Here is a 14199-nt window from a genome sequence, read left to right on the forward strand (position 1 = left end):
TCTCAGGCTTCGTCGCGCGTCGGGCCGAAGATCGGCTCGAAGGCGGCGCGCAGCGCTATGTCCACCTCGGGCAGGCTGACGATGCGGCCAAGGTCGGCCAGGCTCGTGACCCCGTGCTCACGCACGCCGCAGGGCACGATGCCGGAGAAGTGGGCGAGGTCCGGCTCGACGTTGAGGCTGATCCCGTGCAGGCTCACCCAGCGCCGCACCCGGATGCCGATCGCCGCGATCTTGTCCTCGACGGTCGGTCCCTTGTCCGGCCGGCGCACCCAGACCCCGACCCGGTCCTCGCGGCGCTCGGCCCGGATGTTGTAGGCGTCGAGTGTCGCGATCAGCCACGCCTCCAGGCTCGCCACATAGGCCCGCAGGTCGGGCCGGCGCCGGTTGAGGTCGAGCATCACGTAGGCGATGCGCTGGCCGGGCCCATGATAGGTGTACTGCCCGCCCCGGCCCGTGCGGTGGACGGGGAAGCGCTCCGGCTCGACGAGGTCGGCGGTCTTGGCCGAAGTGCCCGCCGTATAGAGCGGCGGGTGCTCCAAGAGCCAGACGAGTTCGTCCGCCTCGCCGCGGGCGATGGCCGTGGCGCGGGCCTCCATCTCGGCCTCCGCCTCTTGGTAGTCGACGAGGGTGTCGGTCACGCGCCAGACCACCGGCGGCGCGCCCGCCCGCGGCAGGAATGTCGCGGGTGCGATCGAAAGCCGGGAAGCGGGTGCCGTGAAGGAATTGTTTACCAAGACTTCACCATCGCGTGCGGAAGGTTTTCCGGGTTTTTAACAAACGGAGCATCCGCGCGTGGCGGTCCTGGACGAATTGCAGGTCGATCTCAAGGTCGTACTGGGGCGCAGCCACATGCCGCTGCACATGCTGCTGCGCATGGGCCGCGGCGCGGTGATCGAGCTGGAGGCCACCGAGACCGACATGGTCGAGATCCTCGCCAACGATCACCCGATCGCCCGTGGGCAGATCGTGGTGACCGGCAACCGCATCTCCGTGGAGGTGACCGAGCTGATCCGCAAGGCCGAGGTCGTGCGCACCCCCGGCGTGACCATCGGCGAGGGCGCCGTGCCGATCCTCGACGACGCGGGCGCGATGCCCTGAGCGGTTTTCGAGGCGGCAAAACGCCAAGAAGCGCATCCGGCGCTTGTGCCCGCCCCGGGCATCTGTTATCCGCTGCGCCGCCCACACAAGACACCGGCCGCCACAAGCGGCACGGCGGCAAGGGCGGCCATGGCGGAATTGGTAGACGCGCTAGCTTGAGGTGCTAGTCCCGCGAGGGGTGGAGGTTCGAGTCCTCTTGGCCGCACCATACTCCTTCCTGAGTGATCGGAAGGAGTTGGGGCGAAAATCAGAAGTGAAAATAGCCGCAATCACGCAGCGGTCTCACACAAGACTTCCCGGCGCTGCGCGTTGATGGAAGCATCCCCCGGAGAGGGTCTTTCCATCCGGGGCGGCGATGTTCCGTGATCGCTTGGCTGGTGCGAGGTGCATGGCATCGGCCCGGCATTGATGCTGCGCCGACCTCTCACGATCGAAGCCGCTGTTCGGTTGTTTCGTCCGCGGCGACCATCCCGGGGGATCGGCCGACCATCGCCGTGAGCGGCAGGGGCCGGCCGCATTCCCTCGATGAAGCGGGCGCCCTCGGCGTTGGCGGCTGTTCCGAAAATCTGCCTTTGACGAGCCCGATCCGGACGACGCCGTCTTCGGGAACGCCCTCCGACGCGCGAGCGAACGCAGCGTCACCCGAGACAGGGCTGGAGGCGTGACGCTCAGCGACGGCCTTCGATGCTGTTCGAGAACGCCCGGCCGGCGGACGCCGCACCGTTGGGCAGCCGCAACCAGAATCACAGCTGGCCGTGTGACGGGAGCGTCCGCACTCGCAACGCGCCGCCGCGAGCCGCTCTTCTCGGCATGGCCGAAGGATCGGCGCATCGACCCCGTCAGACGGAAGATAAAGGCGCAAATTAATTGCCGAAAGTTCCCGGACGATTTTGCCTAACCGACTGATAAGCCAGCGTTTTCGGCAGTGAAATGTTGCAGATCCGGCACATCATTCCACGATCATGAGAGAATTATAATCCGATCGGCAGATAACAGATCCCGATGGATTGTCGGCGTCGCCGGTTCCCCGCATGGTTGGGCCGTGACCGAAAGCAGAGTTAGAGCAAAGCAGCGTTGAAGGCCGCAGGCGCTCCGGGAACGGAGCCCATCTCTCTGCATTTCGTCGCCAATTGATCGCTCGGCGCATAACTGACGAAAAAGCGCCCGCTCGAAATGGGAGGGATGAACTATGGCTTTGCCAATCACGTTCAATAATACCACATATGCTCCTGGCTTCCTTGGAACCGATGACGGCGGCGCATCCGGAAACTTTCAGGTCGATACCGCCTCGACCTATTCCGTCACAGTATCAGGCACCATCAACGCTGTCGGCGATCCAGTAACGCTGACCTATGGAGCCGATGCTCCCGCCGGTTTTGCAGGCACGTCCATTCAGCTGACCTCGACGCAGTTCGACAATTCGGGCCAGATCCTGTTCATAAGCAGAGCCATTCCGCCCGGGGAGACGGAGACCGGCAACTACCGCTACCTTCTCTCGAACACCCAGGTGGTCGGCTCGAATCCGCCTGCCGGGTCCACCCGGACGCGCTTCCTGGCCGACGGCAACAACACGCTCGGCGATTACAACGTCCAGGCTGCGCCCTGCTTCACCACGGGCACCCTCATCCGCACGGCCCGCGGCGAGGTTGCGGTCGAGGATCTGATCGTCGGCGATCTCGCCGTGACGGCCTCCGGAACGCTGCGTCCGATCACGTGGATCGGCAACCGCGCCCTCGATGCCAAGGGTGAGGCGCTGCCCCACAACGAGCAGCCCATCCGGATCCGCGCGGGCGCCTTCGGCCCCGGCCTCCCGGCGCGCGATCTGCGCCTCTCGCATGGCCATCCGGTGCTCGTCGGCGCCGATGCCAACGGCGAGGGCGGCGTGCTGGTGCCCGTGATGTGCCTGATCAACGGCACCTCCGTCCTCCGCGAGCCGGCGACGCAGGTGACCTACTGGCATGTCGAGCTGGATGCGCACGACATCCTGCTCGCCGAAGGTCTGGCTGCCGAGAGCTACTACGACATGGGCAGCCGGGTCTGGTTTGCGGGCGAGGACGGCCGGCTGACCGATCCCGACTTCGTGCCGGCCGGCGAGCACGGCCGCTGCCGCCCGGTGGCGGTGGACGGCGCTCTCGTGGACGGTGAGCGGCAGCGGCTCGGCGCGGTCTTCGCCGCGGAGATCGACGGCCACGCCGCCTGGACCGACATGCCGGCGTGGCGCGCCGCGTAACAGGGCACGCCCCCCGTGACCGACCGCGCGCCTCTGCCGAACCCCGGCAGGGGCGCGTGGCGTCGGGCCCGCCCGCGGCCACCGAGCAGGCCGGATGCGATCCGGGGCGATGCCCCGGCGCCGAGGCGCCTATATGAAAGGCCGTCCCTTTCCGCGGAGATGGCCCATGGACCTCGACGTTTCGCTTCACATCGCCGGCCGCTGGCGTCCCGGTGGCGGCGGCGGAACCCTGGCCGTCCTCAACCCGGCCACGGGCGAGGCGATCGGCCGGGTCGCGGTTGCGACGCGGGCCGATCTCGACGAGGCGCTGGAGGCGGCCGAACGGGGCTTTGCCGCGTGGCGGCGGGTCTCCGCCTTCGACCGGTCCAAGGTGCTGCGCCGGGCCGCCGCGCTGATGCGCGAGCGCGCGGAGGACATCGCCCGCACCATGACCGTCGAGCAGGGCAAGCCGCTCGCCGAATCACGGATCGAGACCGGGGTGGCGGCCGACATCATCGAGTGGTTCGCCGAAGAGGGCCGGCGCGCCTACGGCCGGGTCATCCCCGCCCGCGCCGAGGGCGTGCTGCAGATCGTCACCCGTGAGCCGGTCGGGCCGGTGGCGGCCTTCACGCCCTGGAATTTCCCGATCAATCAGGCCGTGCGCAAGCTCTCTGCGGCGCTGTGCACCGGCTGTCCCGTCATCCTCAAGGGACCGGAGGACTCGCCGGCCTCCTGCGCCGAACTGGTGCGCGCCTTCCTCGATGCGGGCGTGCCCGGCGACGCGCTCGCCCTGGTCTACGGCGATCCGGCCGAGATCTCCGGCTATCTCATCCCGCACCCGGTGATCCGCAAGATCACCTTCACCGGCTCGACCGCGGTCGGCAAGCAGCTCGCGGCGCTCGCGGGCCAGCACATGAAGCGGGCGACGATGGAACTCGGCGGCCATGCTCCGGCGATCGTGTTCGACGATGCCGATATCGACACCGCCGTGCGGGTGCTGTCCGCCAACAAGTACCGTAACGCCGGCCAGGTCTGCGTCGCCCCGACCCGCTTCCTCGTGCAGGAGAACGTGTACGACCGCTTCGTCGACGGCTTCGTGGCCGCCTCAAAGGCGCTCAAGGTCGGCGACGGCCTCGATCCCGAGACGCAGATGGGTCCCCTCGTCCACGGCCGCCGTGTCGAGGCGATGGAGGCCTTCGTGGCCGATGCCGAGGCCAAGGGCGCGCGCCTCCTCACCGGCGGCAGCCGCATCGGCAATCGCGGCCACTTCTTCGAGCCCACCGTCTTCGCCGACGTGCCGTTGGAGGCCCGGATCATGAACGAGGAGCCGTTCGGACCGATCGCGGCGATCCGACGCTTTTCCGATGAGGCGGAAGCGCTCACCGAGGCCAACCGCCTGCCCTACGGGCTCGCGGCCTACGCCTATACCCGCTCCGGCACCCGGGCGAACCGGGTCGGGGCGGGGGTCGAAGCCGGCATGATCTCGATCAACCACCACGGCATCGCGCTGCCCGAGACGCCCTTCGGCGGCGTGAAGGATTCCGGCTACGGCAGCGAGGGCGGCTCGGAGGCGATCGAGGCCTATCTCACGACGAAATTCGTGACGCAGGCCAACGCCTGACCGGGCCGGGGTGGCGCCGCCGCTCGCCACCCCAGCCGCCCCATCACCGGTCAAGCGTGCCTCCGCCGAGCCGATGCAGTGCCCGTTATGAGAGGGTGGGACTGCTCTGATCCACAACCGAACTTGAGCAAATGAAACTTTTCTTGAGGTTCGGGAGTTTAAGCCCTCACGAACTCAAGAAAAGGACAGCTTGATTCAAGCGAGCTGCTCCGAGGGAAGCGCTCGCATGCTGTATCCTCTTTACGAGGCCGGCCATCTCATGCTCGCACCGATGCGCTTGGCGGCGGAGGCTACCAAGCTTGCCTGCGAGAACCCGTTCAATCCCTTCGCCTACGCCCCGCAGAGCCGCACCATGGCCGCGGGCTGCGAGATGTTCGAGCGTGCCACCCGCGTCTACGCCAAGCCGGCCTTCGGGCTCGGCGTGCCGGAGCGAGTGGTCTGGGAGCGCCCGTTCTGCCGCGTCGTCGCCTTCGGCGAACCCTCCGCGGAACGGGAGGCGAAGCCCAAGCTCCTGATCGTCGCGCCGATGTCGGGCCACTACGCCACGCTGCTGCGCGGCACGGTCGAGGCGTTCCTCCCCAGCCATCAGGTCTTCATCACCGATTGGTCCGATGCGCGTCAGGTGCCGGCGAGCGCCGGCCGGTTCGGCCTCGACGACTACATCGACACCTGCATCGCCCTGTTCGCGGCGCTCGGGCCGGACCTTCACGTCGCGGCAGTCTGTCAGCCCTCGGTACCGGTGCTCGCCGCCATCGCCCGCATGGAGGCGCAGGATCACCCGCTCGTGCCGCGCTCGGCCGTGCTGATGGGAGGGCCGGTCGATACCCGTCGCTCGCCCACCGCCGTCAACATCATGGCCGAGGCGAAGGGCTTCGCGTGGTTCGAGCGGCACTGCATCCATACGGTGCCGGGCGGATATCCGGGAGCGGGCCGCGCGGTCTATCCGGGCTTCCTTCAGCTCGCCGGCTTCATGGGGATGAACCTCGAGCGCCACCGGGACGCCCACCAGGCGATGTTCGACCATCTCGTGCGCGGCGACGGCGACTCGGCCGCACGCCACCGCGCCTTCTACGACGAGTATCTCGCGGTCATGGACCTGACTGCCGAGTTCTACCTCGAGACGATTGAGCGGGTCTTCATCAGCCACGACCTGCCCCGCGGCACCCTGCGTCATCACGGCGAACGGGTCGATCTCGGCGCGATCCACCGCTGCCACCTGATGGCGGTGGAGGGCGAAAAGGACGACATCACCGGCCTCGGCCAGACGAAGGCCGCGCTCGATCTCGCGGTGAACCTGCCCGAGGCGGCCAAGACCTACCACATGCAGCCGGGCGCCGGGCATTACGGCATCTTCAACGGCTCGCGCTTCCGCCAGGACATCGTGCCGTTGGTGCTGGGCTTCATGGAACGCAGCCTGCGGCCCGCCGCGCCGCGTCCGGCCCCGGTCGTGCCGGCACCGGAGCCGCATCCGATCCTTCTGCGCCACAGCCCCGTCCCGCAGTCTCCGCGCGCCACACCCGCCCGCGCCATCATGCTGCCCGAGGCCATGGCCGATCGGCAGGAACGACCGGAAGCGATCCGGCAGCGGATCGCCCTGTAACCGTTGCTCCCAACCGCTCTCCGCCATCCGTCAAAGCGGCCGCCGATTCCTTCGGCGGCCGCTTTGACGTGGAAGGGGCGCTGCGACCCCACCGCGTTTGACCCGCCCCCGCGCTGGAATTATGCATTCAAAAAGCCATGCGCCCGTACAGGCTGCGGCGCGGGGAGGGAGGTTCCACTTGGGCGCGAGCGCGACACCGGGCGAAGCGGCTTTCGGGGCAACGGCCTCCAGCGCGCGGGCGAAGGCTCGCAACGATGCGGGGCTGCCGCGCAAGCTCGCGGAGACCCTGCAGGGCGAGGCCCGCTTCGACGCCTTCACCCGCGGACGCTACGCCACCGATGCCTCGATCTACCAGATCATGCCGGCGGGCGTGGTCTTCCCCAAGAGCGCCGCCGACATCGCCGCGACGCTGAAGGTCGCGGCCGACTACGACGTCCCCGTGATCCTGCGCGGCGGCGGCACCTCGCAGAACGGCCAGCCGATCGGCTCCGGCCTCGTGGTCGATTGCTCGCGCCACTTCAACGGTGTGCTCGCCTACGACGCGGAAGGGGGGACGGTCACCGTCGAACCCGGCCACGTGCTGGAGCGCCTCAACGCGCGGCTGAAAGCCGACGGCTGGTTCTTCCCCGTCGAGCCCTCGACCGCGACCCGCTGCACCATCGGCGGGATGGCCGGCAACAATTCCTGCGGCGCCCGCTCGCTCCGCTACGGCAAGATGAGCGACAACGTGCTCGCTCTGGAGGCCCTGTTCCACGACGGCGCCGCCTTCGGCTTCGGGCTCACCGGCAACGCGGCGAGCGCCGTGACCGGCGGCGCGCGGGCGGAAGACCTCGCCCGACGCATGCTCGCTTTGGCGGATGCCCACCGCGACGAAATCGAGACGATGTACCCGAAGGTGCAGCGGCGGGTCGGCGGCTACAATCTCGATTCGCTGATCGAACCGCGCCCGAACCTCGCCCACCTCCTCGTCGGCTCGGAAGGAACGCTCGCCGCCACCACCGCGGTGACGCTCAAGCTCTCCCGTCTACCGACCCACCGGGCCATGGGCGTGTGTCACTTCCCCTCGTTCCGCGCGGCCATGGAGACGACGAAGGCGATCGTCGGCCTCGACCCCGTGGCGGTCGAACTCGTCGACAACAACGTGCTCGTGCTCGGCGCCGACATCCCGCTGTTCCGCACGACCCTGGCCGACATCACGCGAGGCCAGCCGAACTGCCTGCTGCTGACCGAGTTCGCCGGCGACGACCTTGCCGCGCTGAAGCGAGACCTCAAGCGCCTCGACCAGTGCATGGCCGATCACGGCTTTCCCGACGCGGTCGTCGAGGTCGTGGAGCCGAACCGCCAGAAGGCGGTCTGGGAGGTGCGCGAGGCCTGCCTCAACATCATGATGTCGATGAAGGGGGACGCCAAGCCCGTCTCCTTCATCGAGGATTGCGCCATCCCCCTGGAGCATCTGGCCGACTACACCGATGCGGTCACCGAGGTGTTCTCGCGGCACGGCACCCGCGGCACGTGGTACGCCCACGCCTCCGTCGGCTGCCTGCATGTACGCCCGATCCTCGACATGAAGCAGGGCGGCGATGTCAAAAAGATGCGCGCCATCGCCGAGGAGACGGCAGAGCTGGTGCGCCGTCACAAGGGCTCCTATTCGGGCGAGCACGGCGACGGCATCTCGCGCTCCGAATTCGTGGAGCCGCTGTTCGGCCAAAAACTCACCCGCGCCTTCGAGACGGTGAAGGACGGCTTTGATCCCGACAACCGCCTGAACCCCAACAAGATCGTCCGTCCGCTGAAGATGGACGACCGCACGCTGATGCGCTTCGGCCCCGGCTACGCGGTGAGCGCCCCGCAGAAGACGGCGCTGGACTGGTCGGATTGGGGCGGGTTCGGCCCGGCGGTCGAGATGTGCAACAACAACGGCACCTGCCGGAAGCTTGCCGGCGGCGCGATGTGCCCCTCCTACCGCGCCACCCGCGACGAGCAGCACCTGACCCGCGGACGCGCCAACTCGCTGCGCCTCGCGATCTCGGGCCAGCTCGGGCCGGACGCGTTCCTGTCGCCTGAAATGAAGCGCACGATGGATCTGTGCGTGTCGTGCAAGGCGTGCCGCCGGGAATGCCCGACCGGCGTCGACATGGCCAAGATGAAGATCGAGTTCCTGCACCATTACCACGCCCGGCACGGCCTGCCGCTGAAGGAGCGGCTGGTCGCCGAGATGCCGCGCTACGCCGGCGTCGCCGCAGCCCTCGCGCCGCTGCTCAACCTGCGCAACCGCTACCCGGCGCTCGCCCGGTTCGGTGAGGCATGGACCGGCTTCTCCGCCCGCCGCTCGCTGCCGGAATGGCGCCGGCCCTGGCGGGAGACCGGCGAGGTGGCCCATCCGCAAGACGTGGCGGGCGACCACCGCGACCTCGTCCTGTTCGGCGACACCTTCAACCGCGCCTTCGAGCGCGAGAACCTGGAAGCCGCCGAGCGGGTGCTGCGCGCGGCGGGCTACCGCCTGCACCGCGTCGTCGCCCATAAGGGGCGCCGCCCGCTCTGCTGCGGCCGCACCTATCTCGCCTCCGGCCAGACCGACAGGGCGCGCGAGGAGGCTCGGCGCACGCTCGACACGCTCCTGCCCTTCGTGCGGGCCGGCGCCCGCGTGGTCGGCCTGGAGCCGTCCTGCCTCCTCACCTTCCGCGACGAGTTTTTGTCCCTGCTGCCGCGGGAGGAGGCGAGCGCGTTGGCCCAGAGCGCCCTGCTGTTCGAGGAACTGCTCGCCGCCGATCTCGCCGCCGGCCGCATCAGCCTCCCGCTCGCCGACCAGGGCGGCCGGGTCGCCCACCTGCACGGCCATTGCCACCAGAAGTCGTTCGGAGTGATGGGGTCGGTGGAGACGGTGCTGCGGGCGGTGCCGGGGCTCGATGTGCGGGTCATCGAATCGAGCTGCTGCGGCATGGCCGGCGCCTTCGGCTACGGCAAGGATACGATCGACGTCTCCTTCGCCATGGCCGAGCTGTCGCTGTTCCCGGCGCTCCGGAAAGCGTCCGCCGACGACCTCGTGGTCGCCGACGGCACGAGCTGCCGCCACCAGATCCACGATGGTCTCGGCCGCGACGCGATCCACGTGGCCCGCGTGCTCGATACGGCCCTTATGCCGGCGGGCTGACCGCGGCTCAGGGTCGCCGCTTCGGAACGCAGGCCGTCCCATCCGGTTGTCGCGGCAATCCCCGAACAGGAGCCGTGATGTCCGATCCGCTGACCAAGTACCCGCGCCCGCCCTTCGAGACGCCGTCGCAGAGTTTCCCCGGTAAGACGGGCAAGATGGCGCCCGAGCCCGACCACGGCGAGGAGAGCTACAAGGGCTCCGGCCGGCTCGCCGGCAAGGTGGCCCTGGTGACGGGCGGCGACAGCGGCATCGGCAAGGCGGTCGCCATCGCCTATGCCCGCGAGGGCGCCGACGTGGCGATCTCCTACCTGCCCGACGAGCAGGCGGATGCGGAGAGCGTCGGCCAATGGATCGAGAAGGCGGGCCGGCGCGCCCTGCTGCTTCCCGGGGACATCAAGGACGCGGCCTATGCCCGCGAGATCGTCGAGCGCACGGTCAAGGAATTCGGCCGGCTCGATATCCTGGTGAACAACGCCGCCTTCCAGCAGCCGAACCAGGGCGTCGCGGACATCGACGACGACGTGTTCGAAAAACACTTCCAGACCAACATCTTCGGCCCGTTCTACGCCACCAAGGCCGCGCTGGCGCATCTCAAGCCCGGCGCCTCGGTGATCTTCACCTCCTCGGTCAATTCCAAGCACCCGGTGCCGACCCTGTTCGCCTACAGCGCCACCAAGGGCGCGCTCAGCAACATGGTGCTCGGCCTCGCGCAGTTGCTCGCCGAAAAGGGCATCCGCGTGAACGGCGTGCTGCCCGGCCCGATCTGGACGCCGTTCATCCCCGCCGGGATGAGCGAGGATGCGGTGAAGACCTTCGGCAGCCAAGTGCCGTTCAACCGCCCCGGCCAGCCGGCGGAGCTCGCCTCGGCCTATGTGATGCTGGCAGCCGAAGAGAGCAGCTACACCTCCGGCGCCCTGATCACCGTCGCCGGCGGCATGCCGATCTTCTGACATCCCCTCCGCCACCCCGGCGCATCGTCCTCGATCCGAGATCCAGGACGATGCGCCGGCGGCGGCGGAGCCGAAACCGATCAGGGTCTGGCCTCCCGGATCTGCCCGGCGAGGAAGGCTTCGGCCCGGTGCCACGCTTCGTCGGTGTCGCCGCGAAAATTGAGGTCGCGGGTCAGCACCGCGTGGCCGGTGTGCGTATCGACCACCCGCGCGAAGATCTGCAGGATCAACGTGCTGCTCTTGTGGACCACGCCGACGAAGACGAGGCTCGCATCCGCTTCCCGGGCAGCGGCGAGAAGGCATTCGGGGTGCTCGCCCGGGCAACGGGTGCGGAGCGTCTCCGAGGCGAGCCGCAGGGTGCGGTAGCTGCCGTCGCTGCCGAGATCGGCCGCGAGATCCTGGGCCATGACCGCGAGGCGGCGGGCGTGCTCCGGCCCCTGGTCGATCGGCTCGCCGGACGTGTCGAGGAGCTTCAGCGGCAGGATCGCCAAGGTCGTCGGTCTCGGCTCGGCGCACGGGGCGGACGGCGCTGCCGCCAGGATGAGACCGGCCGCAGCAAGCTGCGCGCCCCATCGGGCGCCATAGGTTCCGCTCATGATCACACCCCGTTCCACCAACGCCGCATGAGGCGGCTCAGGGGGACGCTACGGCGCTCGGGGCCCGGCCTCTTGCCATTCGGTGCCGCCCGGTCGAGCCTGCGCACCGGGAGGAGGGCCCATGGACAGGGCGGGACTGACGCGGGCGTGCACAATGGGCCCGATCGTGGGGGCGGTGGAGACCGCGGGCGGTTCGATCGCGCGGGTGTTCCGGCGGGCCGAGATGCCGCTCGCCCTGATGGACGCGCCCGACCGCCTCATCCTGCTGCGCGATCAGCTCCGCCTCGTGGAAGAGGCCGTGCGCGAGAGCGGCGACCCTGCCTTGCCCGCCCGGCTCTCCATCGCCACGGGAATCGGCGGCCTCGGCGCCATCGGCCGGCACGTCCGTGCATGCGCGACCCTCGGCGCGGCGCTGGCGCGGGTCGAGGCGATCACGCCGGAGCTTCTCCAGACCGCGACCTGGACCGGCCTGCGCCAGGAGGGCGGGGACGCCGTCTACGGGTACGCCGTCGCCGAGCGGATCGAGGTGGGGCGGCAAGCCAACGAGATGCTGGCGCTCGGCTACCTGCTGGGCACGGTGAGGCACTTTCTCGGGCCACGCTGGCGCCCGCGGCGCGCGATCTTGACCGGCGCGACCCTGCCCGACCGGGCCGAGATCGAGCGCGTCTTCGGTTGCGATCTGGATCTCGGGCCGCGTGCCGGCCTTCACTTCGGCGCCGCGCTGCTGGCCACGCCGAATCCAGCGCCCGGCCCGCTCCTCGACACGCCGCCGCAACCGCTGCCGGACGGCCTGCCGGCCTGCGTCGCCGGGCTGGTCGATCTCGCACTGTGCGAGGGCCGTCCCTCGATCGACTGGGTCGCACGCCGGCTCGGCCTGTCGCGGCGCGGCTTGCAGCGGCGGCTGGAGGCGGAGGGCACGGGCTTCGCACACATCCTCCAGCATGTTCTGCGGGTGCGTGCCGAGGCGTTGCTGGCGCAGCCCACAAGCCCCATCGGCCGGATCGCGCTCGATCTCGGCTACGCCGATGCGGCCCACTTCACCCGTGCCTTTCTCGGCTGGACCGGCCTGACCCCACGGGCTTGGCGCCGCCTGCACCTCACAAGTCCAGGTGTCGAAAGGACAGGTCCTTTCGCGGGTCCAGGGCAGAGCCCTGGAGACAAGCCGGGGCGCTGCCCCGGCACCCCGCCAAAGGAATGATCCCTTTGGGATCCCGGAATTTTCAGCGGTACGCGGACATCCAGCCGAGGCCGGCTTCCGTGCCGGAAGCGGGCAGGTATTCGCAGCCGATGAAGCCGTCGTAGCCGAGGCGGTCGAGGGTCGCGAACGCGGCGGAGACATCGATGCGGCCGGTGCCGGGCTCGTGGCGGCCGGGGGCGTCGGCGATCTGGACGTGAGCGATGCGGGCGCGGTGGGCTGCGAGTTCGGTGGCCAGATCCTCGCCCATCATCGCCATGTGGTAGAGGTCGGCCTGGATGAAGAGGTTTGCGGCGCCGACCGCCTCGATCACGCGAGCGGCGTCGGCGAGACGGTTCAGGAAGAAGCCTGGCATGTCGCGGTCGTTGATCGGCTCGATCAGCAGGCGCAGGCCCGCTCGTCCCAGCGCGTCGGCGGCGTAGGCGAGGTTTTCGGTCAGCGTCGCGAGAAGGCACGCCCGCTCGATGCCGGCCGGTACGATGCCGGCAAGACAGTTGATCTGCCGGCATCCGAGTGCCCCGGCATATTCGATCGCGCGCGCGACGCCCTCGCGAAATTCGCAGACCCGGTCGGGCAGGATGGCGATGCCGCGCTCGCCCGCCGCCCAGTCGCCGGGCGGCAGGTTGTGCAGCACCAGCGGCAGGCCCGCCTCCGCGAGGCGGTGCGCCAGCGCCTCCTTCGGCTCGACATAGGGAAACTGCATCTCCACGGCCGCGAAACCGGCAGCGCGGGCTGCCGCGAACCGATCGAGCAGCGGCCGTTCGGTGAACAGCAGGCTCAGATTGGCAGCGAAGCGGGGCATATCCGGGCCGTCTGGTCGCACAAAATGCATTCAAAAATGATGGATTTTGCCGACATCAATCGATGTCGGCTGTGGCCGGCTCGCGGGAGATGGGCTGCGCGGCCTCCCGGTCGGCCGCGGCCTTCCGCTTGTTGCGCAGGTGGCGAAACAGGATGTCGCTGAGTTCCGAACCGGCCCGGCGGCGCAGGGCGTCGAGGATTTCCTCGTGCTCGCGCATCGCCTCGCCCCAGCGGTCGCGGTTGGCATCGAGATTGGCCGAGTAGCGTGCCCGCCGCAGGCGCCCGGCGAAGCCGGCATAGGTGGCGCTCAAGGGCCCGTTGCCGGCGGCCTGAACGATCCGGTCGTGGATCGCCTGATTGCACGCGAAGTAGCCGTGCAGGTCGCGCCGCAGATAGTGGCCGTACATCTCATGGTGGAGCCGCTCGATCTCGGCAAAGGCCTCGTCCGTGATGCGCTCGCAGGCGAGACGGCCGGCCAGGGCCTCCAACCCGCCCATCATGTCGAACAGCTCGACGATTTCCTGCTCGCCGATCCGGCGCACCCGCGCCCCACGGTTCGGCAGCAGGTCGATCAGCCCCTCCGAGGCCAGCACCTTCAGCGCCTCCCGCAGGGGCGTGCGCGAGATGCCGAAGCGCTCGCACAGGAGCCGTTCGGGGACACGGGCGCCCGGCGCGAGATTGCCCTCGACGATGAATTCGCGCAGCCGCGCCAGCACCTCGTCGTGGAGGGAATGCACGAGGTTTTCCCGAGGCTTGGCCGGCAGTTCGACCGGGAGCGGGGCGGGGAGGGGGATCGGGCCGTCTGCGCCCTCCGATTCGCATTCGGCGCGTGTCATGGCGGAAGTCATGGCCGATTGGTAGCAGCGGGCTCAACCGCCGTCGATGGGAAGAATGTAGGCATGATACTTCTTGTCTCGGCTAAAAATGAATGCAAACCTACAGGATGAAACGACCGGGCATGACGTGAAGCGCCCGGCA

11 protein-coding genes and 1 tRNA gene are annotated in these 14199 nt (G+C 69.1%); 8 read left to right on the forward strand and 4 right to left on the reverse strand.

The window, feature by feature from the left end:
* Positions 1-2: 2 nt before the first annotated feature.
* Positions 3-734: a lipoyl(octanoyl) transferase LipB gene (gene lipB / locus E4V01_RS04090; protein ID WP_135297477.1), complete on the reverse strand. Its 732-nt coding sequence runs from the start codon at positions 732-734 to the stop codon at positions 3-5.
* Positions 735-792: 58 nt separating this feature from the next.
* On the opposite strand from lipB, the gene E4V01_RS04095 reads away from it, so the two are divergent.
* The 7 genes from E4V01_RS04095 (at position 793) to E4V01_RS04125 (ending at position 10629) form a co-directional block, all read left to right on the forward strand.
* Complete coding sequence (locus E4V01_RS04095) at positions 793-1098, forward strand: FliM/FliN family flagellar motor switch protein (protein ID WP_060771443.1); 306 nt, start codon at positions 793-795, stop codon at positions 1096-1098.
* Between the two features lie 123 nt (positions 1099-1221).
* Positions 1222-1306: transfer RNA gene (locus E4V01_RS04100), tRNA-Leu, on the forward strand.
* Between the two features lie 981 nt (positions 1307-2287).
* On the forward strand, positions 2288-3328 hold the full coding sequence (locus E4V01_RS04105; protein ID WP_135297478.1) for a Hint domain-containing protein: 1041 nt from the start codon (positions 2288-2290) through the stop codon (positions 3326-3328).
* A gap of 166 nt (positions 3329-3494) precedes the next feature.
* Entirely contained in the window at positions 3495-4928 is a 1434-nt protein-coding gene (locus E4V01_RS04110; RefSeq protein WP_135297479.1) for an NAD-dependent succinate-semialdehyde dehydrogenase, read from the forward strand.
* Between the two features lie 226 nt (positions 4929-5154).
* Positions 5155-6528, forward strand: coding sequence for a polyhydroxyalkanoate depolymerase (locus E4V01_RS04115; protein WP_135297480.1), 1374 nt, complete (start codon positions 5155-5157; stop codon positions 6526-6528).
* A 178-nt stretch (positions 6529-6706) separates the two neighbouring features.
* Entirely contained in the window at positions 6707-9679 is a 2973-nt protein-coding gene (locus E4V01_RS04120) for an FAD-binding and (Fe-S)-binding domain-containing protein (protein ID WP_135297481.1), read from the forward strand.
* 77 nt (positions 9680-9756) lie between these two features.
* Positions 9757-10629: an SDR family oxidoreductase gene (locus tag E4V01_RS04125; RefSeq protein ID WP_135297482.1), complete on the forward strand. Its 873-nt coding sequence runs from the start codon at positions 9757-9759 to the stop codon at positions 10627-10629.
* Positions 10630-10709: 80 nt separating this feature from the next.
* On the opposite strand, the gene E4V01_RS04130 is transcribed toward E4V01_RS04125, so the two are convergent.
* The gene (locus E4V01_RS04130) at positions 10710-11225 is read right to left on the reverse strand and encodes a DUF2380 domain-containing protein (protein WP_135297483.1); all 516 of its coding nucleotides are present in this window, start codon (positions 11223-11225) and stop codon (positions 10710-10712) included.
* Positions 11226-11379: 154 nt separating this feature from the next.
* Here E4V01_RS04130 and E4V01_RS04135 point away from each other — a divergent pair, with 154 nt between their 5' ends.
* Complete coding sequence (locus tag E4V01_RS04135) at positions 11380-12423, forward strand: AraC family transcriptional regulator (protein WP_245517413.1); 1044 nt, start codon at positions 11380-11382, stop codon at positions 12421-12423.
* 22 nt (positions 12424-12445) lie between these two features.
* On the opposite strand, the gene hyi is transcribed toward E4V01_RS04135, so the two are convergent.
* Both hyi and E4V01_RS04145 read right to left on the reverse strand, forming a co-directional pair.
* The gene (gene hyi / locus E4V01_RS04140; protein WP_135297485.1) at positions 12446-13222 is read right to left on the reverse strand and encodes a hydroxypyruvate isomerase; all 777 of its coding nucleotides are present in this window, start codon (positions 13220-13222) and stop codon (positions 12446-12448) included.
* 55 nt (positions 13223-13277) lie between these two features.
* Positions 13278-14057, reverse strand: coding sequence for a GntR family transcriptional regulator (locus E4V01_RS04145; RefSeq protein WP_135297486.1), 780 nt, complete (start codon positions 14055-14057; stop codon positions 13278-13280).
* Positions 14058-14199 lie beyond the last annotated feature (142 nt).

Source organism: Methylorubrum sp. Q1, from assembly GCF_004683995.1.
GTDB lineage: Bacteria > Pseudomonadota > Alphaproteobacteria > Rhizobiales > Beijerinckiaceae > Methylobacterium.

Bases quoted from the DNA above. Each gene is read 5' to 3' on its own strand.
- E4V01_RS04125 (WP_135297482.1), top strand. From the start codon at position 9,757: ATGTCCGATCCGCTGACCAAGTACCCGCGCCCGCCCTTCGAGACGCCG.
- E4V01_RS04135 (WP_245517413.1), top strand. From the start codon at position 11,380: ATGGGCCCGATCGTGGGGGCGGTGGAGACCGCGGGCGGTTCGATCGCG.
- hyi (WP_135297485.1), bottom strand. From the start codon at position 13,222: ATGCCCCGCTTCGCTGCCAATCTGAGCCTGCTGTTCACCGAACGGCCG.
- E4V01_RS04110 (WP_135297479.1), top strand. From the start codon at position 3,495: ATGGACCTCGACGTTTCGCTTCACATCGCCGGCCGCTGGCGTCCCGGT.
- E4V01_RS04105 (WP_135297478.1), top strand. From the start codon at position 2,288: ATGGCTTTGCCAATCACGTTCAATAATACCACATATGCTCCTGGCTTC.
- E4V01_RS04115 (WP_135297480.1), top strand. From the start codon at position 5,155: ATGCTGTATCCTCTTTACGAGGCCGGCCATCTCATGCTCGCACCGATG.
- E4V01_RS04130 (WP_135297483.1), bottom strand. From the start codon at position 11,225: ATGAGCGGAACCTATGGCGCCCGATGGGGCGCGCAGCTTGCTGCGGCC.
- E4V01_RS04145 (WP_135297486.1), bottom strand. From the start codon at position 14,057: ATGACACGCGCCGAATGCGAATCGGAGGGCGCAGACGGCCCGATCCCC.